Annotated in this window: 38 protein-coding genes; 30 read left to right on the top strand and 8 right to left on the bottom strand. The window is 64.6% G+C overall.

The window, feature by feature from the left end; translation table 11 throughout:
* The first annotated feature begins 131 nt into the window (after positions 1–131).
* Positions 132–536: a Rieske (2Fe-2S) protein gene (locus tag VGR99_RS25745; RefSeq protein ID WP_326902396.1), complete on the top strand. Its 405-nt coding sequence runs from the start codon at positions 132–134 to the stop codon at positions 534–536.
* 10 nt (positions 537–546) lie between these two features.
* On the opposite strand, the gene VGR99_RS25740 is transcribed toward VGR99_RS25745, so the two are convergent.
* The gene (locus VGR99_RS25740) at positions 547–1,137 is read right to left on the bottom strand and encodes a hypothetical protein (RefSeq protein ID WP_326902395.1); all 591 of its coding nucleotides are present in this window, start codon (positions 1,135–1,137) and stop codon (positions 547–549) included.
* A gap of 334 nt (positions 1,138–1,471) precedes the next feature.
* Between VGR99_RS25740 and VGR99_RS25735 the strand changes: the two genes are divergently transcribed.
* The 20 genes from VGR99_RS25735 to VGR99_RS25640 all read left to right on the top strand — a co-directional run bounded on the left by VGR99_RS25735 (position 1,472) and on the right by VGR99_RS25640 (position 12,235).
* The gene (locus VGR99_RS25735) at positions 1,472–1,792 is read left to right on the top strand and encodes an iron-sulfur cluster assembly accessory protein (protein ID WP_326902394.1); all 321 of its coding nucleotides are present in this window, start codon (positions 1,472–1,474) and stop codon (positions 1,790–1,792) included.
* Between the two features lie 39 nt (positions 1,793–1,831).
* Entirely contained in the window at positions 1,832–2,125 is a 294-nt protein-coding gene (locus VGR99_RS25730; RefSeq protein ID WP_326902393.1) for a NifU family protein, read from the top strand.
* 29 nt (positions 2,126–2,154) lie between these two features.
* A complete protein-coding gene (gene nifS / locus VGR99_RS25725) occupies positions 2,155–3,351 on the top strand; it encodes a cysteine desulfurase NifS (protein WP_326902391.1) in 1,197 nt (398 codons plus the stop codon).
* A complete protein-coding gene (nifT, locus tag VGR99_RS25720) occupies positions 3,348–3,569 on the top strand; it encodes a putative nitrogen fixation protein NifT (RefSeq protein ID WP_100178678.1) in 222 nt (73 codons plus the stop codon). Before nifS ends, nifT begins: the two co-directional genes overlap by 4 nt.
* A complete protein-coding gene (locus tag VGR99_RS25715; protein WP_326902389.1) occupies positions 3,569–4,435 on the top strand; it encodes an SIR2 family protein in 867 nt (288 codons plus the stop codon). Before nifT ends, VGR99_RS25715 begins: the two co-directional genes overlap by 1 nt.
* Positions 4,436–4,716: 281 nt before the next feature.
* A complete protein-coding gene (nifB, locus tag VGR99_RS25710; protein ID WP_326902388.1) occupies positions 4,717–6,276 on the top strand; it encodes a nitrogenase cofactor biosynthesis protein NifB in 1,560 nt (519 codons plus the stop codon).
* A gap of 10 nt (positions 6,277–6,286) precedes the next feature.
* Positions 6,287–6,511: a 4Fe-4S binding protein gene (locus VGR99_RS25705; RefSeq protein WP_025037807.1), complete on the top strand. Its 225-nt coding sequence runs from the start codon at positions 6,287–6,289 to the stop codon at positions 6,509–6,511.
* 10 nt (positions 6,512–6,521) lie between these two features.
* Complete coding sequence (locus VGR99_RS25700) at positions 6,522–6,830, top strand: HesB/IscA family protein (protein WP_094891022.1); 309 nt, start codon at positions 6,522–6,524, stop codon at positions 6,828–6,830.
* A 9-nt stretch (positions 6,831–6,839) separates the two neighbouring features.
* Positions 6,840–7,376, top strand: coding sequence for a tetratricopeptide repeat protein (locus VGR99_RS25695; RefSeq protein ID WP_326902386.1), 537 nt, complete (start codon positions 6,840–6,842; stop codon positions 7,374–7,376).
* Positions 7,369–8,142 carry a 4Fe4S-binding leucine-rich repeat protein gene (locus tag VGR99_RS25690; protein ID WP_326902461.1) on the top strand — a complete coding sequence of 258 codons (774 nt, stop codon included), beginning with the start codon at positions 7,369–7,371 and terminating at the stop codon, positions 8,140–8,142. The genes VGR99_RS25695 and VGR99_RS25690 overlap by 8 nt, the downstream gene beginning before the upstream one ends.
* Positions 8,139–8,456, top strand: coding sequence for a nitrogen fixation protein NifZ (locus VGR99_RS25685; protein ID WP_326902384.1), 318 nt, complete (start codon positions 8,139–8,141; stop codon positions 8,454–8,456). The genes VGR99_RS25690 and VGR99_RS25685 overlap by 4 nt, the downstream gene beginning before the upstream one ends.
* Positions 8,456–8,695, top strand: a complete 240-nt coding sequence (locus tag VGR99_RS25680; RefSeq protein WP_326902460.1) for a nitrogen fixation protein NifZ — start codon at positions 8,456–8,458, stop codon at positions 8,693–8,695. The genes VGR99_RS25685 and VGR99_RS25680 overlap by 1 nt, the downstream gene beginning before the upstream one ends.
* Before the next feature lie 10 nt (positions 8,696–8,705).
* A complete protein-coding gene (locus tag VGR99_RS25675; RefSeq protein WP_326902383.1) occupies positions 8,706–9,065 on the top strand; it encodes a hypothetical protein in 360 nt (119 codons plus the stop codon).
* 15 nt (positions 9,066–9,080) lie between these two features.
* Positions 9,081–9,350 (top strand): hypothetical protein, encoded by a 270-nt coding sequence (locus VGR99_RS25670; RefSeq protein ID WP_326902459.1) that lies wholly within the window; start codon positions 9,081–9,083, stop codon positions 9,348–9,350.
* Entirely contained in the window at positions 9,347–10,558 is a 1,212-nt protein-coding gene (locus VGR99_RS25665; RefSeq protein WP_326902382.1) for a DegT/DnrJ/EryC1/StrS family aminotransferase, read from the top strand. Before VGR99_RS25670 ends, VGR99_RS25665 begins: the two co-directional genes overlap by 4 nt.
* A 33-nt stretch (positions 10,559–10,591) precedes the next feature.
* Complete coding sequence (locus VGR99_RS25660; RefSeq protein ID WP_326902381.1) at positions 10,592–10,900, top strand: 2Fe-2S iron-sulfur cluster-binding protein; 309 nt, start codon at positions 10,592–10,594, stop codon at positions 10,898–10,900.
* Between the two features lie 14 nt (positions 10,901–10,914).
* A complete protein-coding gene (locus tag VGR99_RS25655; RefSeq protein WP_326902379.1) occupies positions 10,915–11,136 on the top strand; it encodes a hypothetical protein in 222 nt (73 codons plus the stop codon).
* A gap of 18 nt (positions 11,137–11,154) precedes the next feature.
* On the top strand, positions 11,155–11,604 hold the full coding sequence (locus tag VGR99_RS25650; protein ID WP_326902378.1) for a Rieske (2Fe-2S) protein: 450 nt from the start codon (positions 11,155–11,157) through the stop codon (positions 11,602–11,604).
* A gap of 10 nt (positions 11,605–11,614) precedes the next feature.
* Positions 11,615–11,782 carry a hypothetical protein gene (locus tag VGR99_RS25645; RefSeq protein ID WP_326902376.1) on the top strand — a complete coding sequence of 56 codons (168 nt, stop codon included), beginning with the start codon at positions 11,615–11,617 and terminating at the stop codon, positions 11,780–11,782.
* Between the two features lie 24 nt (positions 11,783–11,806).
* On the top strand, positions 11,807–12,235 hold the full coding sequence (locus VGR99_RS25640) for a group II truncated hemoglobin (protein WP_326902375.1): 429 nt from the start codon (positions 11,807–11,809) through the stop codon (positions 12,233–12,235).
* An 11-nt stretch (positions 12,236–12,246) separates the two neighbouring features.
* Here the strand turns inward: VGR99_RS25640 and VGR99_RS25635 are convergent, their stop codons facing one another.
* The 5 genes from VGR99_RS25635 to VGR99_RS25615 form a co-directional block, all read right to left on the bottom strand.
* A complete protein-coding gene (locus tag VGR99_RS25635) occupies positions 12,247–12,492 on the bottom strand; it encodes a hypothetical protein (protein ID WP_326902374.1) in 246 nt (81 codons plus the stop codon).
* Between the two features lie 71 nt (positions 12,493–12,563).
* Positions 12,564–12,809, bottom strand: a complete 246-nt coding sequence (locus VGR99_RS25630) for a hypothetical protein (RefSeq protein ID WP_326902373.1) — start codon at positions 12,807–12,809, stop codon at positions 12,564–12,566.
* Positions 12,810–12,820: 11 nt separating this feature from the next.
* Positions 12,821–13,588, bottom strand: a complete 768-nt coding sequence (locus tag VGR99_RS25625) for a dienelactone hydrolase family protein (RefSeq protein WP_326902372.1) — start codon at positions 13,586–13,588, stop codon at positions 12,821–12,823.
* Between the two features lie 39 nt (positions 13,589–13,627).
* On the bottom strand, positions 13,628–13,954 hold the full coding sequence (locus VGR99_RS25620) for an iron-sulfur cluster assembly protein (RefSeq protein ID WP_326902371.1): 327 nt from the start codon (positions 13,952–13,954) through the stop codon (positions 13,628–13,630).
* A 7-nt stretch (positions 13,955–13,961) separates the two neighbouring features.
* Positions 13,962–14,441 (bottom strand): hypothetical protein, encoded by a 480-nt coding sequence (locus tag VGR99_RS25615; protein ID WP_326902370.1) that lies wholly within the window; start codon positions 14,439–14,441, stop codon positions 13,962–13,964.
* Between the two features lie 354 nt (positions 14,442–14,795).
* On the opposite strand from VGR99_RS25615, the gene VGR99_RS25610 reads away from it, so the two are divergent.
* From VGR99_RS25610 to VGR99_RS25600, 3 genes are read left to right on the top strand one after another with little or no spacing between them, the layout of a single operon-like run.
* Positions 14,796–15,029, top strand: a complete 234-nt coding sequence (locus VGR99_RS25610) for a BolA family transcriptional regulator (RefSeq protein WP_326902368.1) — start codon at positions 14,796–14,798, stop codon at positions 15,027–15,029.
* A gap of 17 nt (positions 15,030–15,046) precedes the next feature.
* Positions 15,047–15,382 carry a Grx4 family monothiol glutaredoxin gene (gene grxD / locus VGR99_RS25605; protein WP_326902366.1) on the top strand — a complete coding sequence of 112 codons (336 nt, stop codon included), beginning with the start codon at positions 15,047–15,049 and terminating at the stop codon, positions 15,380–15,382.
* On the top strand, positions 15,379–15,732 hold the full coding sequence (locus tag VGR99_RS25600) for a (2Fe-2S) ferredoxin domain-containing protein (protein ID WP_326902365.1): 354 nt from the start codon (positions 15,379–15,381) through the stop codon (positions 15,730–15,732). The genes grxD and VGR99_RS25600 overlap by 4 nt, the downstream gene beginning before the upstream one ends.
* Before the next feature lie 2 nt (positions 15,733–15,734).
* On the opposite strand, the gene VGR99_RS25595 is transcribed toward VGR99_RS25600, so the two are convergent.
* Together VGR99_RS25595 and VGR99_RS25590 are read right to left on the bottom strand one after the other, a co-directional pair.
* Positions 15,735–16,145 carry an ArsC/Spx/MgsR family protein gene (locus VGR99_RS25595; RefSeq protein WP_326902364.1) on the bottom strand — a complete coding sequence of 137 codons (411 nt, stop codon included), beginning with the start codon at positions 16,143–16,145 and terminating at the stop codon, positions 15,735–15,737.
* A 10-nt stretch (positions 16,146–16,155) separates the two neighbouring features.
* Positions 16,156–16,590, bottom strand: a complete 435-nt coding sequence (locus tag VGR99_RS25590; RefSeq protein WP_326902363.1) for a response regulator — start codon at positions 16,588–16,590, stop codon at positions 16,156–16,158.
* A 391-nt stretch (positions 16,591–16,981) separates the two neighbouring features.
* On the opposite strand from VGR99_RS25590, the gene nifH reads away from it, so the two are divergent.
* From nifH to nifW, 6 genes are all read left to right on the top strand, one after another.
* Complete coding sequence (nifH, locus tag VGR99_RS25585; protein WP_326902362.1) at positions 16,982–17,866, top strand: nitrogenase iron protein; 885 nt, start codon at positions 16,982–16,984, stop codon at positions 17,864–17,866.
* Between the two features lie 76 nt (positions 17,867–17,942).
* Positions 17,943–18,665 carry a nitrogen fixation protein NifQ gene (locus tag VGR99_RS25580; RefSeq protein WP_414645169.1) on the top strand — a complete coding sequence of 241 codons (723 nt, stop codon included), beginning with the start codon at positions 17,943–17,945 and terminating at the stop codon, positions 18,663–18,665.
* Complete coding sequence (gene irr / locus VGR99_RS25575; protein ID WP_326902361.1) at positions 18,625–19,155, top strand: Fur family transcriptional regulator Irr; 531 nt, start codon at positions 18,625–18,627, stop codon at positions 19,153–19,155. The genes VGR99_RS25580 and irr overlap by 41 nt, the downstream gene beginning before the upstream one ends.
* 144 nt (positions 19,156–19,299) lie before the next feature.
* Complete coding sequence (gene nifV, locus VGR99_RS25570; protein ID WP_326902359.1) at positions 19,300–20,481, top strand: homocitrate synthase; 1,182 nt, start codon at positions 19,300–19,302, stop codon at positions 20,479–20,481.
* A 7-nt stretch (positions 20,482–20,488) separates the two neighbouring features.
* Positions 20,489–21,280: a serine O-acetyltransferase gene (cysE, locus tag VGR99_RS25565; protein WP_326902358.1), complete on the top strand. Its 792-nt coding sequence runs from the start codon at positions 20,489–20,491 to the stop codon at positions 21,278–21,280.
* Positions 21,273–21,602 carry a nitrogenase stabilizing/protective protein NifW gene (gene nifW, locus VGR99_RS25560; protein ID WP_326902356.1) on the top strand — a complete coding sequence of 110 codons (330 nt, stop codon included), beginning with the start codon at positions 21,273–21,275 and terminating at the stop codon, positions 21,600–21,602. Before cysE ends, nifW begins: the two co-directional genes overlap by 8 nt.
* The last annotated feature ends 102 nt before the right edge of the window (positions 21,603–21,704 follow it).

The following is a 21,704-nucleotide window of genomic DNA, read 5'->3' as shown; positions in this document are numbered from 1 at the left end:
GGCTGACGCGCCTTACAGCAAGCACGACGCGCATGTCGGATTCCGGACAGACGACATGACGAGGTCGCCGCCGCGCATCTAGCGCGAATCTTGCAATGCCGCCCGGGCACTTGACCGCACAGGAGGACAGCATGGACCAGAATACCGCTTATGCGATCTGCGCCTTCAATGACATTCCGAGCCAGCGGGCGATCGGCTTCCAGCTCATGATCGTCGGCGAGGACGGCGGCGCGCGGCCGTGGCCGATCGTGATCGTGCGCTGGGGCAAGCAGGTATTCGGCTATCTCAACCGGTGCCCGCACGACGGCGTGAACCTGGACTGGGAGCGCCACCAGTTCCTGGACGGCAACGGCACCAGGCTGATGTGCGGCAAGCATGGCGCGACGTTCGAGCTCGGCACCGGCCATTGCGTCGATGGACCGTGCAAGGGCGACAGCCTGACGCCGATCGCGCTGGCCGTCCTCGACGGCGATATCTGCGTCACCGGCGTGACGCTGGTCGAGGACGACGAAACGGTCTGCGAAGAGGAAGCCTGACGCCGCTGCGTCAGACCGGGCGGTTTTCGTTGCGGTTCTTCACCGGTTCCATCTTTGCCACGCCGTCTTCAAAGGAGATCTCGGCATAGGAACCGTCGAGATCCCTGGCGGCGTCGAGCAGGTAGTCGAGCTTGCCGGCGGTGTCGAGCTTCTTGATGTCGTTCTTGTCGACGCCGGCGAGGTCCATCATTTCCTTCCACACCGTGGATTCGTCGCACGGCAAGATCCGGAACTCGATATCGCCGATCCTGGTGCGGTATTTGGCCAGCAGGTCGATGTTGTTGCAGAACATGAAGTAGCTGCCCTTCGGGCTGAGCGCGCCGTTCATCACCTTGGCGACGTCGGCGAGATAGGCGAAGGAATGCAGATAGCCCGCGAGCACCGGGATGGTCTCTTCACCCTCTTGCGCGACCGTCAGCACCTGCTCGATCGAATAGTCGGGCGGCCGCTTCTCGTCGGCGACCTGAGCCTGGAACTTCAGCGCAATATCGCCGCGAAAGCCGAAACGGCCGGGCTTCGTCGTGTCGCCTTTCAGCACCGCGTTGAGCAGCCGCCCTTCCTTGTCCAGGCGGCCGAGAGCGGTGTTGTCGATCGACGTCATGAATACCTCCTTGGTTCATCTGCCGCGCGGATCTCGGTCGGGCGCGGAATCTCAACGGCCCTTATGCAAGGAGTTTGCCGCCCTTCATCAGTGACACCGAAAGTTCGAAGGCTGGGCAAATTCGGCCGGTCTTGTTCAGCGGATCGGCTCCGTCCGGTATCGCGTTGCCATTCCGTTTGTTGCGGCGCTGCCAAGGCTCCGTGTCGCAAACCCGACACGCGTCGCAAAGGCAACAGACGAAAGGTGATGAAAACGCTGCGGTTTCAGGCGGATGTGCTCTGGCACGGGACTTGCGATCCCTCATTGCAACAGACCCAGACAGCGAGGGCGAGCGATGATCAATCTGACGGACAGCGCGGTGAATGCGGTGAAGACCGCGATCTCCTCGGCGGCGGAGCCGGCGAGCGGGCTCCGGATCATGGTCGAGACCGGCGGCTGCGCCGGGTTCAAATACATGATGGGCCTCGCCGAGGAAGCCAAGCCTGACGACACCGTGATCGAACGCGGCGGCGTGAAGGTGTTCGTCGACAACAAGAGCCACGAGCATCTCAACGGCACCACGATCGACTTCGTCGTTGCGCTGGAGGGGTCCGGCTTCACCTTCGACAATCCCAACGCGAAGTCGAGCTGCTCCTGCGGCAAGTCGTTCAGCTAAGCCGTCCCCTTATCCGACCCGCAAGAAAGAGAATACGAAATGCTCGTCGAATCCGAACATTTGAAGCAGCCGCCGGCGACCGAACCCTCGGATCGCGAGCGCATCGTCCGCGCCGTGCTCGATGAGGTTCGCCCCAATCTCAAGCGCGACGGGGGTGATTGCGAGCTGATCGAGATCGACGGCAACAAGATCATGGTTAAGCTCACCGGGGCCTGCGTGTTCTGCAAGCTCGCCAGCGCGACGTTGGAGGGTATCCAGGCCCGGCTGATCGAACGGCTCGGTGAGTTCGTCCGCCTGATCCCAGTTGCTGGAGCGGCCAAGCCTCGTCACTGAACAGGCCTCGTCACTGAGAGAGGGATGCCGTGCGGCCGATCTACCTCGACAATAACGCGACGACCCGCACGGATCCCTCCGTCGTCGCGGCGATGCTGCCGTTCTTCTCCGAGCAGTTCGGCAACGCGTCCTCGGTGCATGCCTTCGGCAGCGACGTCGCAGGGGCGGTGAGGGAAGCGCGGCGCGGAGTTCAGGCGCTGATCGGCGCCGCCTTCGACCATGAGATCGTATTCACTTCGGGCGGGACCGAAGCCGACAACACCGCGATCCTCTCGGCCCTGGCCGTGCAGGAGGGGCGCGACGAGATCGTCACCACGGCGGTGGAGCATCCCGCTGTGCTGTCGTTGGTCGACGAGTTGGGCCGCCGCGGCGTCAAGAGCCATCTCATTCCCGTCGATACGCGCGGCCGATTGGACATCGAGGCCTATCGGCGCGCGCTCGGTCCCCGTACCGCCATTGCATCCGTGATGTGGGCGAACAACGAGACCGGCACGATCTTCCCCGTCGAATTCCTGGCCAAGATGGCCCATTCGGCCGGCGCGCTGTTTCACACCGACGCGGTGCAGGCCGTGGGCCGGATTCCGGTCGATCTGAAGTCGACCGAGATCGACATGCTGTCGTTGTCCGGCCACAAGCTGCACGGGCCCAAGGGGATCGGCGCGCTCTATCTTCGCAAGGGAACGCCATTCAAGCCGCTGATCCTGGGCGGGCCGCAGGAACGTCGTCGCCGCGCCGGCACGGAGAACGTTCCCGGCATCGTCGGTCTCGGCAAGGCGGCAGCGCTTGCGGCTGCGCACCTCGAGCAGGAGCGGACGCAAGTGGCCGCGCTGCGTGACCGGATGGAGCAGGGCATTCTTCGGCTCGGCCACTGCATGGTGCTGGGCGATCTGAAAAGCCGGCTGCCGAACACGTCGAACATCGCCTTCGAGCATCTCGAGGGTGAGGCGATCATCCATCATTTGAACCGCGTCGGCATTGCCGCTTCGCTCGGCTCGGCCTGTGCGTCCGGCTCGATGGAGCCGTCGCACGTGCTGCGCGCGATGAACGTTCCGCCGCGCGTACTGCGCGGCGCGATCCGCTTCTCGTTGTCGCGCGAGACCGCGCCCGACGATATCGACCGCGTCCTGCAGGTTCTGCCGGACATCCTTTCGAAACTGAGAGCATTGTCTCCTTCGTGGCAAGAGCGCGCGAGCGACACCTCTCTTACCGAGGAGCTCAGCTCATGAAAGTCATGATTCGCCGCTCGCCCGAGACCGGCCTGTCGATCTACGTGCCGAAGAAGGATCTCGAGGAGCCGATCGTCGAATCCGAGCACGAGACGCTGTGGGGCGGCTGGATCAAGATCGCCAATGGTTGGGTGCTCGATTTGCCGCAGATGGCCGCCGATACCAACTTGCCGATCACGATCAATGCCAAGAAGCGTGGCGGAGAGGGAGACGAGTGATGAACGCGCCGGTTCCGCAGATCGACTTCGCCAATCCGGCCGATGCCGAGGCCATCCTCGGCGGTGTCGTCGCGCGCATGCGCGCAGGCGAGGTCATTCCCTATCTCGGGCCGGCCGTCGCGGAGCTTGCGGCGCCCGCGGTGCCGATGAATCCGGAAGCGCTGGCGGCCTTCTTCGGCACCAAGGTCGCGCTGCCGCGACGTGCCAGAGGCAATGCCTGGGCGTCGGCGCAGCACATCGAAAGCACACGTCATCGGGCCACCGTGACCGCACTGATGGCGGAGGCTTTTGCGACGCCGGTGACGCCGACGGCGCTGCAGCGCCATCTTGCGACGTTGCCGCTGCCGCTGATTGTCGATAGCTGGTACGACGGTGCGATGCGCAGCGCGTTCGCAGGGCGTGGCGATTGGGGCGAGATCCAGGGCATCACCCGGGCCGGCATCGGTGAAGATCGCTGGTATCGCTTCTACGATGCCGCCGGGAAGGAAGTCGATCGCGCGGAAGCCAAGGGCTGGACCACAATTCTCTACAAGCCCCATGGCGGCGTGGCGCCGGCGAAGAACTTCCTGATCTCCGACGCGGACTATGTCGAGGTGCTGACGGAGATCGACATCCAGACGCCGATTCCGGACGAGGTGAAGGCGCGCCGCACCGGCCGCAGCTTCCTGTTCCTCGGTTGCCGCTTCAACGACCAGCTGCTGCGCACCTATGCCCGGCAGGTGTCGAAGCGCTCGGCTGAGAGCCACTATGCCGTGGTCGAGCCGGATGCGCTGTCGAAGAACGAGCTGCGCTTCCTGGTCAGCCAGGGCCTGACCCCGCTCGCGATCCCGCTTTCGCGCGCGATCGAGATCGTATTGGCGGGCTGATTGTCATTGCATATTCGGTCTGATCCCGCTGCGCGAACCAGCTTCGCGCGGCGCGGCTTCGGCTGCACATCGAGGCTCGCGGTCGATGACGTCGCATCTGTCATCTTTCCAACACGCGTTGCCAATCCGACATTTCCCGACGCGCGCGCTAACTCCTTGAAGTCAGCCATGAAAGTCGCCGAGCGCGACGATGGCATGCAGGTTGCTAATACCTTTCTAGAACGACTCTTAGGACGCTTCTCGAAAACCGGATCTGTTCGGCCTGCAAGGAGAACTGAACGATGGATGCTTCAGCGCAATACGATTTGAATAACGGCAATGGCGCCGAGATCGGCGAGATCATGCAAAGCATCGCCGAGCACAAGGGCTGCGGCACCACCGGCGGCAGCGGCAAGGCGAGCTGCGGATCGCAGGCCGGGCAGGGCGACCTGCCGACCGAGATCTGGGAGAAGGTGAAGAACCATCCCTGCTACAGCGAGGAAGCGCATCATCACTACGCGCGCATGCATGTCGCGGTGGCGCCCGCCTGCAACATCCAGTGCAACTACTGCAATCGCAAATACGACTGCGCCAATGAATCGCGCCCCGGCGTGGTCAGCGAGAAGCTGACGCCGGAACAGGCCGCCAAGAAGGTGCTCGCGGTCGCTTCCACCATTCCGCAAATGACCGTGCTTGGCATCGCCGGCCCCGGCGATCCGCTGGCCAACCCCGAAAAGACCTTCAAGACCTTCGAGCTGATCTACAACACGGCGCCTGACATCAAGCTGTGCCTGTCGACCAACGGCCTCATGCTGCCCGATCACGTCGACACCATCGCGAAGTACAACGTCGACCACGTCACCATTACCATCAACATGGTCGACCCCGAGATCGGGGCGCAGATCTATCCCTGGATCTTCTACAAGCACAAGCGCTACACGGGTTACGAGGCCGCCAAGATCCTGACCGATCGCCAGCTCCAGGGTCTGGAGATGCTCACCGAGCGCGGCATCCTCTGCAAGATCAACTCGGTGATGATTCCCGGCATCAATGACCAGCACCTGGTCGAGGTCAACAGGGCCGTGAAGTCGCGCGGCGCCTTCCTGCACAACATCATGCCGCTGATCTCCGCGCCGGAGCACGGCACCGTGTTCGGCCTGAACGGCCAGCGCGGTCCGAGCGCGCAGGAGCTGAAAGCGCTGCAGGATTCCTGCGAAGGCGAGATGAACATGATGCGGCATTGCCGGCAGTGCCGCGCCGACGCGGTCGGCCTGCTCGGCGAGGACCGCAGTGCCGAGTTCACCACCGAGAAGATCATGGCGATGGAGGTGAAGTACGACGCCGACACCCGCAAGGCCTATCAGGCCAAGGTCGAGGAGGAGCGCGTCGCCAAGGTCGCCGCCAAGCAGGAGGAGCTTGCCGAGCTCGCAGGCAATTCCAGCGACATCAAGGTGCTGGCCGCGGTCGCGACCAAAGGCTCCGGCCTGATCAACGAGCACTTTGGCCATGCCAAGGAGTTCCAGGTCTACGAACTCTCCACGGCAGGCGCGAAATTCGTCGGCCACCGCCGCGTCGATCTCTACTGCCAGGGCGGCTACGGTGAGGAAGACAGCCTCGAAACCATCATCCGCGCCATCAACGACTGCCACGCGGTGTTCGTGGCCAAGATCGGCGGCTGCCCGAAGGCCGACCTGGTCAAGGCCGGCATCGAGCCGGTCGACCAATATGCGCACGAGTTCATCGAGAAGTCGGCGATCGCCTGGTTCAAGGCTTATCTCGACAAGGTCAACAGCGGCGAGATCGCGCACGCGGAGCGCGGCGATGCCGCCATCCGCCAGGGCGCGTTGATTTCGGCGGCTTGAGGAGAGAGCGATGCCGTTCAAGATCATCGCCTCGCAATGCACGAGCTGCTCAGCCTGCGAGCCGGAATGCCCGAACGTCGCCATCCGCGAGAAGGGCGGCACGTTCGTGATCGATCCAAAGAAATGCACCGAATGCCTTGGCCATTTCGACGAACCGCAATGCGTGGCGGTGTGCCCGGTCGACAACACCTGCGTGATCGATACGTCGCTGCCGCGCTACCAGGCACCAGCTTGAGAGGGACGACATGAACTTCACGATCACACCGGCGGCGCAGAAATTCATGCGCATGATGCTCCGCGTGGACGGCGGGGCGGGCAGCGGTTTCCGCCTCGCGGTCAGCCCGGGCGGCTGTTCGGGCCTTGCGGCGGATATCCACGTGCTTGCCGCGCCGCAGGCCGGCGACGCCGTGGTCGAGCGCGATGGCGTCAAGCTGTTCCTGCCGGCAGAAAGCCGGTTGCTGCTCGACGGCGTCACCATCGACTTCAAGGATACGCCGACCCAGACCGGGCTGGTGTTCCACGATCCGAAGCAGGTCTCCTGCGGTCATCATTAGGTGGTCCCGATGCAGTCCGACGCGGGCTTCAATCCGCAATCCGAGATCAACGACGCGCTGGTCACCGGCGCGTTGCTCGGTGGCGGACTGCCGAGCGAGGCCGAGCATCACCTTTGGCAGGCCGGACTGTCCTATCACCTGGATGGGATTGCGGAGAGCCATCTGCGGGAGGCCGAAGCGCTCGCGCCCGGCCACGCGGCGGTGCTGATAGGGCTCTATCGCTTCTACTTCTACAAGGGCCGCCTTGCCGAGGCGCTGGAGATCGCAAACCGCTGTCTCGCCAAGGCGGCGCACGACAATGGCCTACCGCCCGACTGGCAAGCTGTCTCCGCCGGTGACGCCGCGTTCGGCCAGTATGAGAGCATGCTGCCGCGGTTCTTCCTGTTCTCGCTGAAGGGATATGCCTACCTCCAGATGCGGCTGGGGCGGATCGAGGAGGGGCGGCTCGCGGTCCGGAAGCTGTTGGAGCTCGATCCCACCGACAAGATCGGCGCCAAGGTGCTGCTTGGCGTTCTCGATCGGAAGGGGCACGACGATGATGACTGACGACATCGACGAAGCCTGCGACTGGCGGGGCGATCAGGTCGACTGTGCCGGCTGCGCACATCTGGCGCTCAACACCGCCGGCGGCTGCCGCATCAGGCATGCCTGCGTCAACGATCGCTATGCACGCCGGATCGATCGGTTCTTCAATTGGAACCCCGATCTTGCCGACGTCTATCTCGGCCATCCGCATTTCGAGGTGCGTGCGATCGCCGCCAAGTTCGCCAATCTGTTTCTGCTGCCTCCGCTGCTGGGGGACGCCGACGAAACCGTGCGCTGGAACGCGGTCCGGCGGCTCCCCAAGCGCTACGCGCTGCAATTGCGCAAGGATCCGCATCGGGAGGTCAGGATGCGGGTTGCGACCCTGATCGAAGGTGACGAACTGCTGCCGATGGCCTCCGACGAGGACTACTACGTCCGTCTCGTCGTCGCGCGCAAGCTGGCGCCGCTGCTGCTCGGTCGGATGATCGACGATGAGGAGGCGGAAGTGCGCCGCGTCGTGGCCCGGCGCATTCCGGATGGATGGCTGCCCGGCATGATCAACGATCGCGATGCCGCGGTGCGGCTCGAGATCGCGCAGCGCCTGTCGCCGGAACTGCTGGTGCTGATGCGCCGCGACCCGGACTGGCGCATCCGCTACGAGGTCGCCAGCCGGGCCGCGGTCGACGAGCTCATGCTGCTCGCCGAGGACGATGACAGCATGGCGCGCGAGGTCGCGCGCACGCGCGTGGCGGTGCGGTTGGAACGGGAAACGGAGGCGTCCGTATGAGCAACATCGTCCGCGACAGTGACGTCGTCGAGCTGAGTGCGCCGCCCTTCTTCAGCTTCGGCGAGAAGGTGCGGGCCAAGCGCACCATCCGCAACGACGGCACCTATGCCGGCAAGGAGATCGGCGACATCCTCGCCAAGAAGGGAGAGGTCGGTTACGTCGTCTCGATCGGCACGTTCCTGCAGCAATTCTACATCTACGGCGTCGAATTCCTCGAAAGCGGAAACCGCGTCGGGATGAAGCGCAAGGAGCTCGACCCCGCCACCCCGCGCGACATTGTCGAGGACATTCCGTTGCCGGAGACCGCATCATGATGATCGAACCCAAGCTGCCGAAATATCAATGGGGCCAGCGCGTGAAGGCGGCGGTGGACCTGCACAATGACGGCTCGTTTCCCGATGCGCCGGCGGAGGGTCTCCTGGTCGGCATCGGCGACACCGGGGAGATCGTCCAGGTCGGTCGGCACACCGAGGCAAACCTGCCGATCTACCTCGTCGAGTTCGGCGAGCGGCTTGTGGTCGGCTGTCTCGAAGAAGAAATCAGTGCGCTGTAGGAGGCGCGAGATGAATGCCGCGGTCCTCAGACAGATCGACCCGGGGATGCCAGCGCATCCCAACGAGCTCGACCGCAAGCGGATCGAGCGCGCGTTGGGATCGCGGCAGCGCTACCGCTACGTCTCGCCGAAGGTGAGCTGCGTGACCGGGGGCTATCACATCGAGAGTCCGTGCTGCTCGCGCAACATCGACGCCGACGGAGGCGTGATCGACGTCGCACTGCTGCATCACGATGCGGCCAGCGCGACCTGGCAGGTCTTTCGCAAGGATCACCGGACCGGCGCCTGGGAGCTGCACGGCGTTCATCAGCGGCTGGGGTCGGTCACCGACGTCCTGAACGCCGATCCCGAGCGCGTGTTCTGGCAATAGCAGGATTTGACCGAGATGGCATTGGCAGCGGCGGAGCTGGCGGAAATTGAGCAGGTGCTGACGACGTCGGATGCGGCGGCGCAGGCCTATCTCGAGCTGAGACGAAAATTCGCGCACCTTGTCTGGATCCGCTGCGATGCATCCGACGTGACGGAGACGCCGTTCCGCAGCTTTGACGCGTTCGACCTGCACCTGCTCGACAGCGCCGATCACTGCGCGCAGATTACCGACGATCCCGCGCGCGCGACCGGACTCGTACTGGCGAAGCGGGAGGCCAGGTCATGACCGAGCCTGCTCTGGCCTATGACGACGTCGCTGAGACTTGCGAGGCGCCTGCCGAGGCGGGCCAGGGCGCCGTCATTCCGCTCTCCGACCCTGATATCACGCTGGCCGAGATCGCGGCGGTGGATGCCGTCCTGCGCTCGCCGCGGCTCTCCAGCGGACCGCTCGTGGAAGAGTTCGAGGCGGCGTTTGCCGCCTATGTCGGCCGGGCCTACGCGGTCGCGGTGCCCAGCGGCACGATCGGCCTCCTGCTCGTGCTGAAGGCCTGCGGCATCGGTACAGGCGACGAGGTCGTCGCCTCGTCCTATTCGTTCCGTGAAACCGCGCACGCGATCAGCCTCGCCGGCGCACGGCCGGTGTTTGCCGATATCGACTACTGGTCCGGCAATCTGGCGCCCGCAAAGGTGGAGGAGCGGATCACGGCCAGGACCCGCGCCGTCCTCGCCTGCAACAACAACGGCCATCCTGCGCCCTGGTCGGAGCTGCGCGATATCGCGACCCGGCACGGTCTCCTCCTGCTGGAGGATTCCAGCGAGGCGATCGGCTCGCGCTACAAGGGCGCGCTGGTCGGCAGCTTCGGCGACGTCGCGGTGTTCGATTTCGCCCAGCCGTCGCTCCTGACTTGCGGTGAGGGCGGCATGGTCGTGACCGACGATGTCGATCTCGCGGTGACCTTGCGCCGTCATCGGTCACATCGGCTGAACGAGCGCTCTTCTGTCGTGGTCAGCTCGACGGCGGCCTATCAGGCCGGGATCAGTGACCTCGCCGCCGCGCTCGGGCTGGCGCAGCTCGGCCGCATCGATGAGATCATCGAGCGGCGCCGGTTGACCGAGCAGCTCTACGCGACCCACGTGCAGTCGTTCGAGGGCATCAAGCCGCCTTACGTCGCCCCCGACGTGACGGAGGTGAACTGGTTCCTCTATCTCGTGCATCTCGGCACGCGCTTTACCCGGTCGAGCCGCGACGCCATTGCCGAGGATCTCCGCGTCGAGCAGGTGGAGGCGGCAGCCTACAGTCATCCGCTGCACCTGCAGCGGCACTATTTCGATCTCGGCTATCGCCGCGGCGACCTGCTGGTCACCGAGAAGATCGCCGATCGCGCCGTCGCGCTGCCGTTCCATACGCATCTCACCGACAGCCAGATCGAATTCATCGTCGAGACCATGAAGGACGCCTCGATCAACGTCGGCGCAGGGGCGGCGATCTACTGAATAACAGATCCGTACAACAGAGAGGGTAAAGACATGACCACACTGACGATCATGCCCGAGGGCAAGACCATCGAGGTTGCGGAGGGAACGACGCTGCTGGCCGCGCTGCTCGGCGCCGAGATCGCGATCCCGCACAAATGCGAGGGCCAGGCCAAATGCGGCTCCTGCCACATCTACGTGCAGGAGGGCCGCAAGGGCCTGTCGAAGATCGCGCGGCTCGAGAACGAGAAGCTCGATGCGATCGTCGGTGTCGGCTCGAAATCGCGGCTCGCCTGCCAGGCCACCGTGCTCGGCACCGAGGACGTCAAGATCGAGCTGCTCGGCTTCTCGTCGGGCCTGTGAGCGGGAGCGGAGCCATGGACACGAACGTCATTCTTCACGCGCGCTTTGCGCCGAACGGCGCCGTGGTCGAGATGAGCGAGCGGCCCGATGGCCTCACGCCGCAGGCCTGGTTCGACTTCCTGAGCGACAAGGCCGGCGACGTCTACCAGACGCTCGCCGGGGGCCGGGGTGTTTTCAGGCTGACGCGCGAGGAACTCGCGGCGCTCAAGCAAGCGGCCGTGCCGGCGGCGGCCTGACCGGCGAGGGGAGTGCCCATGGGCCCGGAAGAGATCGAAGTCTTCGTCATCTGCGCCAGCGATGACATCGAGCGTGGCGGGGCCAGGGCTTTCAGCCTGTCGCGCATCGACGTGTCAGGCGAGAGCCGGCCCTTTCCGATCGTGGTGATCCGGACCCATGACAACGCCTATGTCGGTTATGTCCACGCCTGTCCGCATGACGGGGTCTGGCTCAACATCGGCAGCGGCGACTTCTTCACGCAGGACCGCGCGTTCCTCAAATGCGGCCGCCACGGTGCCACGTTCGAGATCGACAGCGGGCTCTGCATCGACGGTCCCTGCAACGGCAAGAACCTCCAGCCGATCGCGCTGGCGGTGGTGGACGGCGAAGTCTGCCTTTGTGGCGAGCGCCTGGTCGAGGATGACCGGCCGTTCGGCGGCTTCGAGGACCATGATGAAACCATGGAAATCATGATTCACCCGGACTAGGAGGCCAGGCGTGACCGTCGCTCAACTGCTCGATCGACTGAGAGGGCTGCCGGAGGACGCCGTTGTTCTGATGGATAGCGGGGACGGGCTGTCGCGCGTGTCCACGCTGGAATTTGTCGCCGATCAAGGCCCTGGCGCGCCGGCGGAGGTCATCCTGTCGCCCAGCATGGACGAGTAGAGGCGTACAGCAGAAAGCATAGGCATGAGCGATAGCGCGGTCACAGTTTCAATGTTCGAGCGGATCGGCGGCACGGTCGTGATCGACCGCCTCGTAGAGAGCTTCTATCGCCGGATGGATACGCTCCCCGAAGCCGAAGGCATTCGGGCCATGCATCCGGACGATCTCGCGTCGACCAAGCAGGTGCTCAAGCGCTATCTGTCCGAATGGACCGGGGGTCCAAAACTCTATTCGCCGGAGAAGGGTCATCCGCGACTGCGTCAGCGCCATATGGGCTTTCCGATCGGCAGTTCCGAGCGCGACGCCTGGCTGCTGTGCATGCGCGGCGCGCTGGAGGAGACGGTCGCCGATGAAGCAGCTTGCGGAGAGCTCGATGCCGCACTCACCAAGCTCGCCGACTGGATGCGCAACCAGGCCGGAAATCCACATGACGCGCGCGGCGGGCACGCCTGAGAGACGTTCCGTCACCCCGACAGCGGCAGGCCAAAGAATTCTTCCTCGGCGCCGCCCCACGCCTTGTGCAGGGCAAGGCCGCTTTGCCACCGTCCCAGTTCAGACTCATTGGCTGCGCGGTGCGTGATCTTGCCTTCGGGCTTCTCGGCCAGCAGGAAAGCCTTGCCGTTTCGAATGAAGCGGTTGAGATCCTTGGTGTCGGTCGGCCGCACCACGCAACGTGGCGCATCGTCGATGAGAATGGTGGTCGGAAGCATGCGGAACTCCCTGCTGTCGGCTAGAGCATGATCTAAAGCGCGATGACGATTCATCCTAATCTCGTCGCTCTTTAGAAGCCGTCTTGCTTGCGGCCCCAGGGGTGCGAGCCCGGGACCAGCACCGCCTTGATCCCGGCCTTGGCGATGTCGGCCATGCTGGCGTAGAGCGTCCCCTCGTGCACCAGGGCGCCGCGTCCCGTCATGATGGCGACGTAGCGGGCCGCGGGATCGGTCTCGCAGAGATAGCCTCCACCGGGATCGAGCGTGTTGCGAGCGTTGCCGTCCCAGTCGATGAAAAATCCAGCCGCGATTGACATCAGTGTTCCCCTCAGTCCATCGGCGGTCCGAGATCGTCGCCGCCCTTCTTCTTTTTCTTCTTCTCGGTCTTCGCCTGGGCATAGGCGCCGGCATTCTTCAGCAGGATCGGCTTTTGTCCCTCGACATATTGCGAGATCCAGAACAGGGTCCGTTCCAGCGCCTGCTCCGCCGCATCCTCGCGAAAACTGCCGCGCTCGTCGCAGGAGAACCCCTGGGCGGCTTCGGGATATGTGAAGGCGCTGACGTCAGGACGCCAGGCACGGAACTGTGCGATGGCCTCCAATGGAAGCTCCGGATCGCACTCGCCGAAATGCAGCAGCGTCGGCACCTTCCGTTTCTCACGATAGTCGGCGACGGTCGCGCTGCCGTCATAGCCGATCACGCAGGCGATGCCGTTGACCTTGTTGGCCGCGGCGTAGGCGAGGTCGCCGCCCCAGCAATAGCCGACGACCGCGACCTTGCCGGCGTCCTTCACCGCGTCGACGGTCGCCTGGATGTCCGAGATGGCCTGCTCCTTGCCGATCTGCGCGCTGATGGCCGCGCCCTCGGCCTTGCCACCCTCGTCGTGACCGAGGCTGACGCCCGGCTTCACCCGGTCGAACAGGGATGGTGCGATCGCGACATAACCCGCGGCTGCGAACGCATCGGCGGCCTTGCGGATTTCCGGCGTGAGGCCGAAAACATCCTGGAGAACGACGACGGCGCCCTTGGGCACCTCCGTCGGCTCGGCACGATAGGCGGAGAAGCTGGCTCCGTCACTGGCGGTCAGTTCGATCATCTGCGTTCTCTCCTCTCAGGTGGAGCATTGGCTGTTGCGCTAGAGCAGGCCGAGCTCGAGCTTGACGTCGTCGGACATCCGCGATGAGTCCCAGGGGGGATCGAAGACCAGTCGCACCGCGACCTTCTCGATGCCGGCAACCTCGATCACCGCCTTCTCGACCCAGCTCAGCATCTCGCCCGCGACCGGGCAGCCCGGCGCGGTCAGGGTCATGTCGATCTCGACCAGGCCGGCATCCTTCGGCTCGATCCGGTAGATCAGGCCGAGGTCGTAGACGTTCACGGGAATCTCGGGATCGTGAACGGTCCGCAGCGCGGCGACGATGCCCGCGGTCAGCGTGTCGTTGCCGGCGAGGTCTGTCGTCATGGTCACCTCACTGGAGTCCCTCGGCGAGCGCGGCGACGACCGGCCAGCCGACCGCGCCTGTGGGGTCGAGCCGGCGCAGGGCTGCAAGCAGTTCGTGTGCCTGCCTTTGCTCGTCCTTGCGCAGATGGATGAAGGCGAGCGCCTTCAACGTATAGAGTGCGAAGCGGCCGGCGCCGTCCGGCAGCTCGGCGTGCGGCTGCCAGCTTCGCCAATCGGGGCTCCAGCCGGCCTGATGCGCGGCCTCGCGCAGCCCGCGCTCAGCGATGCTCTGGGCCTCGTCGAGACGGCCGCGATAGGTGTGGGTCTTGTAGAGGCAGAAATAGACCGCAAGCTCCGTCGGCGCCGCATCCAGGGCCTGGCGGAAAATGCGATCGGCCTCGAGAGGATCGCGGCGATAGCTGACCACGCCCTGCTGGAGCAGCGCGTCGATCTCAGGCGCGAGATCCCCGAAATTGATAGAGTCGGAATCGACGAGAACGGCCGTCATGCGCCGCTCGCCATTGTCGGGATTCGGCGCGGCTCGCTCAACCTGCCGGAGTCTGTATGAGACACTTCGAGTTCCTCGTCTTGTGTATCGGAATACGGATGTGTCCTCGCAAAGCAAAAGCTGGGCCGGACGGAAAAATGCCGTGACGTCGCATCGCTTCGAGGTGCGGCGAAGCATTATCGTCCTGTGCGGAGCGAAGTCGCCCGAGTTCGTCACGTCATCGACACGGCTGCGTGCGGCGTTGTCGCAAGTCGAACATGACGGCGGCGCGGAGGCACGCAAGTCCCTCTGAATGCACATGTTCCGAAACTGGTTTGGCGCTTGCATGGCGTGGCGCGAACAGGAGTGTGCGACATGGCGATGGCGGGACCGGACATCGAGCTATTGATCAGGGAAGCGTTTCCGGACGCCCATGTGATCGTGACCGACCTTGCCGGCGATGGCGATCACTACGGCGCGCGCGTCGTTTCGCAGGCATTCGCCGGAAAGAGCCGGATTCAACAACATCAGATGGTCTACGCCGCCCTGAAGGGACGAATGGGCGAGGCGCTCCACGCGCTCGCGCTCGAAACCGCGGTGCCGACATGAACATGGAAGGACAGAGCATGAATGAGCCGACCGAACAACGAATCAAGGACATCATCGCGGGCAGCGACGTCGTGCTGTTCATGAAGGGCATCCCGGCCGCGCCGCAATGCGGCTTCTCCGGCACTGTCGTGCAGATCCTGAACGGCCTTGGCGTGTCCTTCACCGGCATCAACGTGCTTGCTGATCCCGACATCCGCGACGGCATCAAGACGTTCTCGAACTGGCCGACCATTCCCCAGCTCTACGTCAAGGGGGAGTTCATCGGCGGCTGCGACATCGTGCGCGAGATGTCCAAGCTGGGTGAGCTGGCCGCGGTGTTGAACGACAAGGGCGTTGCGGTGGCGGCGTCATGAGCGACGGCATGAACGAAGAGTTCGAGCTGCCGCAGCTCTATCGCCATCACGTTTTCGCCTGCCACACCCAGCGGCCGCCGGGTCATCCGCGCGGAAGCTGTGGTGCCTCCGGCGGTGGACCGTTGTGGGAGCGGCTTGGCAAGGCGATCGAGACAAAGGGGCTCACGGATGTCGGATTCACGGCATCGGGCTGTCTCGGCTTCTGTGCCGCCGGTCCGCTGATGGTCGTCTATCCCGACGGCGTCTGGTATCGGCCGACGACGCCTGAGGATATCGACGAGATCGTCGACGAGCACCTGACGCAAGGCCGGCGCGTCGACCGCCTGGTGATGGTGCTTGCGCGGAGCTGAGGTTACTGCTCCGCGCAGCGCGGCGTCGCCTCCGGCCGCGTGCAAGCCTGCAGGTCGTCGCGTTCGCCGCCGAGCAGTGACGGCACCGGTTCTCGGTCGAAACCGGCGCATCTTGCGCCATCGACATCGATCAGCGGACGCCGGATCAGAAGGGGATCGGCGAGCATCAGGGCGATCGCGTTTGCCGCATCGATCTCCGCAGGCTTTACGTCGCCCGACTTGACCCGCGGTGCGGCCGGATTGAACCACGAGATGACAGACGTCTCGCCGAAGAAGCTACGCAGCTCCGTTGCCGTCCATGGCTCCGTCAGCAGGCTCTTCGCGAGCACCCGATGTCCGGCGGCTTCCAGCGCGCGGATCTGCCGGGCGTTGGTTCCGCAGCCCGGCTTCTGGTAAAACAGCACGACCGCCACGCCGGCACTCCTACTTCATCGCGCTGAGCTGGATCAGCGGTGCAGCGCCACCGCGGCCGAGGATCGTGTCGACCTTCTTGCGGACGCCTTCCAGCGTCAGCGGCTTGACCACGGCGCCATGGGCGCCGGCCTTGATCCCTTCGACCGCAGTGGTCTCGTCCGACTTGTCGGTGACGATGAGAATGCGCACGCTCGGGAAGCGCGTACCGATCTCGTCGATCAGGCCCGGTCCGCGCGCCTTCAGGAACGAGACTCCGAGCAGAACCACGTCGGGCTTGAGCCAGTCCACGCCCTTGGCATAGGCCTCTTCTGGCGTGGCGAGCTCGTGCGTTTCGATCTCGTCGTGCAGCATGAATTGGAGCGCTGCGCGGGTGATCTCGTCTTCGTCCACGACGAATACGCGCCGCTGGTCGACGGCCTTGGCGGTCTCGACACCGATCTGCATCTGTCCTTCTCCTCTGATGGTCTCGCATTGGGGATGAGCAATTTCCGTTCCGCGCCTGCGTGACGGAATTGCGGTGCATTCGCACCGTAATCGCCGGACAGCTTGTCTGGTTTCTGACAGAGACCCTACCTCTGTAGGGTTCGACACAGCTTCTGTCGGCCGTGGCGGTCGAAATATTTCGCGAACGTGATCAGCACCTTAGAGCGCGCACGGCGAATGGCACGGCCATTGCTAATTGGATGCAGCAACAACGAGTGAGGGCTGAGAACACGCCGACGCCGATGGCGAGCGATGTTCTCCTTCCCGAACCCCGCGGGCCCACGCTTCTGAGAGAGAAGCAATCTCGCGCGAGAAGCGCGGAGTCATTGGCAATCGGTTGATGGAGAGCAACATGTCTTCACTGAGACAAATCGCGTTTTACGGCAAGGGTGGTATCGGCAAATCGACGACGTCGCAGAACACGCTCGCGGCGCTTGCCGAGATGGGCCACAAGATCCTGATCGTCGGCTGCGACCCCAAGGCGGACTCGACCCGCCTGATCCTGCACGCCAAGGCGCAGGACACGATCTTGAGTCTGGCGGCGAACGCCGGCAGCGTCGAGGACCTCGAAATTGAGGACGTGATGAAGGTCGGCTACCAGAACATCCGCTGCGTCGAGTCCGGTGGTCCGGAGCCGGGCGTCGGCTGCGCCGGCCGAGGCGTCATCACCTCGATCAACTTTCTGGAAGAGAACGGCGCCTATGAGGACATCGACTACGTGTCCTACGACGTGCTCGGCGACGTCGTCTGTGGCGGCTTCGCGATGCCGATCCGCGAGAACAAGGCGCAGGAGATCTATATCGTGATGTCCGGCGAGATGATGGCGATGTATGCCGCCAACAACATCTCCAAGGGCATTCTGAAATACGCCAATTCCGGCGGCGTGCGCCTCGGCGGCCTGGTCTGCAACGAACGCCAGACCGACAAGGAGCTGGAGCTGGCGGAAGCGCTGGCCAAGAAGCTCGGCACTCAGCTCATCTATTTCGTGCCGCGCGACAACATCGTGCAGCACGCGGAGCTGCGCCGCATGACGGTGCTGGAATATGCGCCGGAGTCCAAGCAGGCGGATCACTATCGCAACCTCGCGAACAGGATCCACAACAACGCCGGCAAAGGCATCATCCCGACTCCGATCACCATGGACGAGCTCGAGGACATGCTGATGGAGCACGGCATCATGAAGGCGGTCGACGAGAGCCAGGTCGGCAAGTCCGCCGCCGAGCTCGCGACGGCCTGACCACCTGCCGGCCTCCTCATATCGGGGAGGCCGGCCCCTGTCGACGATCCCTGCGGCATAACCGGCGGAGCTTTCCGTGATTGCGGCGCAAGCGAGTACGATCCAAGCGACGGCGCATCTGCCGGCAGGGGCCGACGTCGATGGGCCGCATGGCGGGATAGAATTCTACCGTCTGCTGACCGGCCGCGATCCGGCGGAAGTCGAGATCAGCGCCGACGATGATTTCGACCGTCATGTGCTGGCGTCGATCCTGGCTGTCGCCGCGATGGACGGTGGCTCGATCGCAGAGCGCGCCGGTCTGTCGGACCAGGAGTTCAACGATCTGCTGGCCGGCCATTTCCCGGCGGCCATGGTCCGCGCCTTCGCGTGGATGCCGAAATCCGCGGGCGAGCTCGATGACGAGACCATCATGGTGCGCGATCTCCTGCTCGGGCAGCGCTCGACGGATGGCGAGGTGGGCCGCTGGCTCGCAGCGATGGTGGCGCGGCGCGCGATGGAGCCGAACCATCTCTGGGAGGACCTCGGATTGCGCGAGCGGCCGGAATTGTCGCGCCTGCTGACGCGCCATTTTGCGCCGCTGGCGACCCGCAATACCAGGAACATGCGCTGGAAGCGCTTCTTCTACCGCATGCTCTGTGAGGACGACGGCTTCGTGATGTGCACGACGCCGGTCTGCACCCAATGCAACGATTTTGACCTCTGCTTCGGTGAGGAGAGCGGCGAGAGCCGCATGGCCGAACGCCGGCGGGAATATTTGCGTGACGGCGGCGATCATGCCGATGCCGGCCGGTCGGCGTGAGGTGATCATGGACGCTTTCCCCCAGATATCGCTGATCGAACGACCGGACTTGCGGTCTGCCTGCCATGAGCCCGGCGACGACGGAGCCGTCACGTCACGCCGGTTGCGCAATGCGGGTCTGCGGCCGACGCGTCAGCGGGTGTTGCTGGGGGATTTGCTGTTCGGTCGGGGTGACCGGCATGTCACCGCCGAGATGCTGTTTGCCGAGGCGGCAGGGGCCAACATCCAGCTCTCGCTGGCCACGGTCTACAACACGCTGAACCAGTTCACCCAGGCCGGGTTGCTTCGCCGGATCGGGCCGGATGGCTCGCGGTCGTTCTTCGACACCAATACGACGGTGCATCCGCATTTCTATCTTCACGGCGAGGATGTCCTCGTCGACGTCCCCGAGACGCTTCTTCTGGAACAGATGCCCGAGCCCTTGCCGGGCCATGAGATCTCGCGGCTCGACATCATCATCCATATCCGCCGCAAACCCGCTGGGATCTGACACGTCGCCTATCTGACGCTGTCGTATTTGCGACAAAGCCGACGGTGCCGATAAGTCTATGTATTTCAATTGCTTGGTGATCATTCTGACGGTGGCACGGGGGTTGCTGAACGCCTGATCGAATGAATGATCTGGAGTGCGCGGATGGCGTTTTCCGACCCGACGAAGCGACTGGATGGCGGTCAGCCCCGACCGGTCGTCCTCAACGACACCACCTTGCGCGACGGCGAACAAGCGCCGGGCGTTGCCTTCACCACCGCGGAAAAAGTCTCGATCGCGCGCGCGCTGGCGTCCGCCGGCGTCACCGAGATCGAAGCCGGTACGCCCGCGATGGGGCACGACGAGATCAGCGCGATCCGCGCCATCGTCGAGGCCGCTCTGCCGGTGACGGCGATCGGCTGGTGCCGGATGCGTATCGCCGATGTCGACGCCGCGATCGAAGCCGGCGTCTCCATGGTGAATGTGTCGATTCCCGCCTCGGACGTGCAGATTGCGGCCAAGCTCAGCGGCGACCGCGCGGCGGCGCTGGAGCAGGTGAGGCGGGTGGTCGGCTACGCCCGCGACAAGGGACTGGATGTTGCGGTCGGCGGCGAAGATTCATCGCGCGCCGACGTGGATTTTCTGGTCGAGCTGGTCGCTACCGCCCGGGCCGCCGGCGCGCGGCGGTTCCGCATCGCCGACACGCTGAGCGTGCTCGACCCCGATGCGTCATTCGCTTTGATCGCAGCGCTCCGCGCCACCACCGATCTCGAGCTCGAATTCCACGGCCACGACGACCTTGGGCTGGCGACCGCCAACACGCTTGCCGCGATCAAGGCCGGTGCGACCCATGCCTCCGTTACCGTGATCGGTCTTGGCGAGCGGGCCGGCAACGCCCCGCTGGAGGAGGTCGCCGTCGCTCTCAAGCAGCTCTACGGCTGCGAGACCGGCGTGGTGCTGTCCGAACTGGAGAACGTTGCAGCCGTGGTCGCCGCGGCGGCGGCGCGCGCCATTCCCCTCAACAAGGCAATCGTCGGCGAGCATGTCTTCACCCACGAATCCGGTATTCACGTCGACGGACTGCTGAAGGACCAGCGAACCTACCAGGCGCTCGATCCGCGGCTGCTCGGTCGTTCCAACCGCATCGTGATCGGCAAGCATTCGGGGCTCGCCGCGATCACCGCGCTGCTCGCCGAATTGCAGCTTTCGGTCAATGCGGAGGAGGCGAGGTCCGTCCTCGCCCGCGTGCGCCAGCACGCCGTCGCACATAAGGGTGCGGTTGCACGCGAGACGGTGACCGCGATCTGGCGCGAGGTGCGCGAACGTTCCCTACCTAATTGCGCGTGAGGTGATCATGGCCTGTGTCGTCGACATTCCGCTCGCTGAACCGTCCCCTCCCGGACCGGTCAAGCCGTCTCTGCTCAAATTGATCCGCGGGGACATCGGCTGCGTTCGCCTGCGCGATCCAGCCGCGCGCAGCCAGATCGAAACGCTCCTGACCTATCCCGGCGTCCATGCCGTGATCTGGTATCGGATTGCCAACTGGCTGTGGACCGGCGGGTGGCGTTTTCCGGCCCGGCTTCTGTCCTGGCTCGGGCGCTTCCTGAGCAATGTCGACATCCATCCCGCGGCGCGCATCGGTCACCGTTTTTTCATCGATCACGGCGCCTGTGTCGTCATCGGCGAGACCGCGGAGATCGGCGACGACGTGACGCTCTACCACGGCGTCACGCTCGGCGGCACATCGTGGTTTCCAGGCAAGCGTCATCCGACGCTGGAGGACCGTGTCGTGGTCGGTGCCGGCGCCAAGATCCTCGGGCCGATCACCGTCGGTGCCGGCGCGCGTGTCGGGGCCAATTCGGTGGTGATCGACAGCACGCCGCCTGACGTGACCGTGGTCGGCATTCCCGCGCGAGTCGTGCGTCCGCAGCTCAGCCATCGTCGCGTCGTCGGCCGGATCGACCTCGACCATCACCTGATGCCGGATCCCGTCGGCGACGCCATCGCCGTCTTGCTCGACCGCGTCGAGTTCCTGGAGGCGCGGCTGACCCATATGCAGAAGCGCCGGCGGGACCCGGGCGAGGCGACGACGTCGCTCACGCCCTGTGCAGCACCGCAGCGCCAGACGGAGACCGACAATGGCTGAAGGCATCCTTGCGCAATTGAGCAACGCATCAGCGGCCGAAGAATTCTTCGCGCTGCTCGGCGTCGACTATGATCCAGGGCTCGTCAACGTGGCACGGCTGCACATCTTGCGGCGCATGGGTCAGTACCTTGCCGGCGAGGATTTTACCGGTGCGACGGACGCGGTCGTCGCGGAGCGCTGCAAGGCCGTGCTGGAGCGGGCCTATGCGGACTTCGTTGCGTCGTCGCCGATCGACCAGCGCGTGTTCAAGGTGTTGAAGGACGCCGTTGCGCCGCAGCCCAAGCCAGGGCCGACATTGGTGCAGATCGGAACGCTGAAGTGAGGGCGCTCTGTCGCATTTGCGACGCGTGTCGGGAAGCCGCTGTCGGCTTCGCTGTCAGCGCGGATGCAGCTGATACCGTCGCCACCATAAGTCGCTGTAGCG

Origin of the sequence: Bradyrhizobium sp., from assembly GCF_035935975.1 — a bacterium.
Classification (GTDB): domain Bacteria; phylum Pseudomonadota; class Alphaproteobacteria; order Rhizobiales; family Xanthobacteraceae; genus Bradyrhizobium.
This window is presented reverse-complemented; position numbering and strand designations above follow the sequence as displayed.

Bases quoted from the DNA above. Each gene is read 5' to 3' on its own strand.
- VGR99_RS25600 (WP_326902365.1), top strand. From the start codon at position 15,379: ATGAGCGACGGCATGAACGAAGAGTTCGAGCTGCCGCAGCTCTATCGC.
- nifH (WP_326902362.1), top strand. From the start codon at position 16,982: ATGTCTTCACTGAGACAAATCGCGTTTTACGGCAAGGGTGGTATCGGC.
- VGR99_RS25680 (WP_326902460.1), top strand. From the start codon at position 8,456: ATGATCGAACCCAAGCTGCCGAAATATCAATGGGGCCAGCGCGTGAAG.
- VGR99_RS25630 (WP_326902373.1), bottom strand. From the start codon at position 12,809: ATGTCAATCGCGGCTGGATTTTTCATCGACTGGGACGGCAACGCTCGC.
- VGR99_RS25620 (WP_326902371.1), bottom strand. From the start codon at position 13,954: ATGACGACAGACCTCGCCGGCAACGACACGCTGACCGCGGGCATCGTC.
- VGR99_RS25735 (WP_326902394.1), top strand. From the start codon at position 1,472: ATGATCAATCTGACGGACAGCGCGGTGAATGCGGTGAAGACCGCGATC.
- VGR99_RS25650 (WP_326902378.1), top strand. From the start codon at position 11,155: ATGGGCCCGGAAGAGATCGAAGTCTTCGTCATCTGCGCCAGCGATGAC.
- VGR99_RS25675 (WP_326902383.1), top strand. From the start codon at position 8,706: ATGAATGCCGCGGTCCTCAGACAGATCGACCCGGGGATGCCAGCGCAT.
- VGR99_RS25655 (WP_326902379.1), top strand. From the start codon at position 10,915: ATGGACACGAACGTCATTCTTCACGCGCGCTTTGCGCCGAACGGCGCC.
- VGR99_RS25690 (WP_326902461.1), top strand. From the start codon at position 7,369: ATGACTGACGACATCGACGAAGCCTGCGACTGGCGGGGCGATCAGGTC.
- VGR99_RS25670 (WP_326902459.1), top strand. From the start codon at position 9,081: ATGGCATTGGCAGCGGCGGAGCTGGCGGAAATTGAGCAGGTGCTGACG.
- VGR99_RS25625 (WP_326902372.1), bottom strand. From the start codon at position 13,588: ATGATCGAACTGACCGCCAGTGACGGAGCCAGCTTCTCCGCCTATCGT.
- VGR99_RS25695 (WP_326902386.1), top strand. From the start codon at position 6,840: ATGCAGTCCGACGCGGGCTTCAATCCGCAATCCGAGATCAACGACGCG.
- grxD (WP_326902366.1), top strand. From the start codon at position 15,047: ATGAATGAGCCGACCGAACAACGAATCAAGGACATCATCGCGGGCAGC.
- VGR99_RS25745 (WP_326902396.1), top strand. From the start codon at position 132: ATGGACCAGAATACCGCTTATGCGATCTGCGCCTTCAATGACATTCCG.
- VGR99_RS25590 (WP_326902363.1), bottom strand. From the start codon at position 16,590: ATGCAGATCGGTGTCGAGACCGCCAAGGCCGTCGACCAGCGGCGCGTA.
- VGR99_RS25665 (WP_326902382.1), top strand. From the start codon at position 9,347: ATGACCGAGCCTGCTCTGGCCTATGACGACGTCGCTGAGACTTGCGAG.
- cysE (WP_326902358.1), top strand. From the start codon at position 20,489: ATGGCCTGTGTCGTCGACATTCCGCTCGCTGAACCGTCCCCTCCCGGA.
- VGR99_RS25660 (WP_326902381.1), top strand. From the start codon at position 10,592: ATGACCACACTGACGATCATGCCCGAGGGCAAGACCATCGAGGTTGCG.
- VGR99_RS25730 (WP_326902393.1), top strand. From the start codon at position 1,832: ATGCTCGTCGAATCCGAACATTTGAAGCAGCCGCCGGCGACCGAACCC.
- VGR99_RS25685 (WP_326902384.1), top strand. From the start codon at position 8,139: ATGAGCAACATCGTCCGCGACAGTGACGTCGTCGAGCTGAGTGCGCCG.
- VGR99_RS25610 (WP_326902368.1), top strand. From the start codon at position 14,796: ATGGCGATGGCGGGACCGGACATCGAGCTATTGATCAGGGAAGCGTTT.
- VGR99_RS25715 (WP_326902389.1), top strand. From the start codon at position 3,569: ATGAACGCGCCGGTTCCGCAGATCGACTTCGCCAATCCGGCCGATGCC.
- nifV (WP_326902359.1), top strand. From the start codon at position 19,300: ATGGCGTTTTCCGACCCGACGAAGCGACTGGATGGCGGTCAGCCCCGA.
- VGR99_RS25700 (WP_094891022.1), top strand. From the start codon at position 6,522: ATGAACTTCACGATCACACCGGCGGCGCAGAAATTCATGCGCATGATG.
- VGR99_RS25635 (WP_326902374.1), bottom strand. From the start codon at position 12,492: ATGCTTCCGACCACCATTCTCATCGACGATGCGCCACGTTGCGTGGTG.
- VGR99_RS25640 (WP_326902375.1), top strand. From the start codon at position 11,807: ATGAGCGATAGCGCGGTCACAGTTTCAATGTTCGAGCGGATCGGCGGC.
- nifB (WP_326902388.1), top strand. From the start codon at position 4,717: ATGGATGCTTCAGCGCAATACGATTTGAATAACGGCAATGGCGCCGAG.
- VGR99_RS25740 (WP_326902395.1), bottom strand. From the start codon at position 1,137: ATGACGTCGATCGACAACACCGCTCTCGGCCGCCTGGACAAGGAAGGG.
- nifW (WP_326902356.1), top strand. From the start codon at position 21,273: ATGGCTGAAGGCATCCTTGCGCAATTGAGCAACGCATCAGCGGCCGAA.
- nifT (WP_100178678.1), top strand. From the start codon at position 3,348: ATGAAAGTCATGATTCGCCGCTCGCCCGAGACCGGCCTGTCGATCTAC.
- VGR99_RS25615 (WP_326902370.1), bottom strand. From the start codon at position 14,441: ATGACGGCCGTTCTCGTCGATTCCGACTCTATCAATTTCGGGGATCTC.
- VGR99_RS25705 (WP_025037807.1), top strand. From the start codon at position 6,287: ATGCCGTTCAAGATCATCGCCTCGCAATGCACGAGCTGCTCAGCCTGC.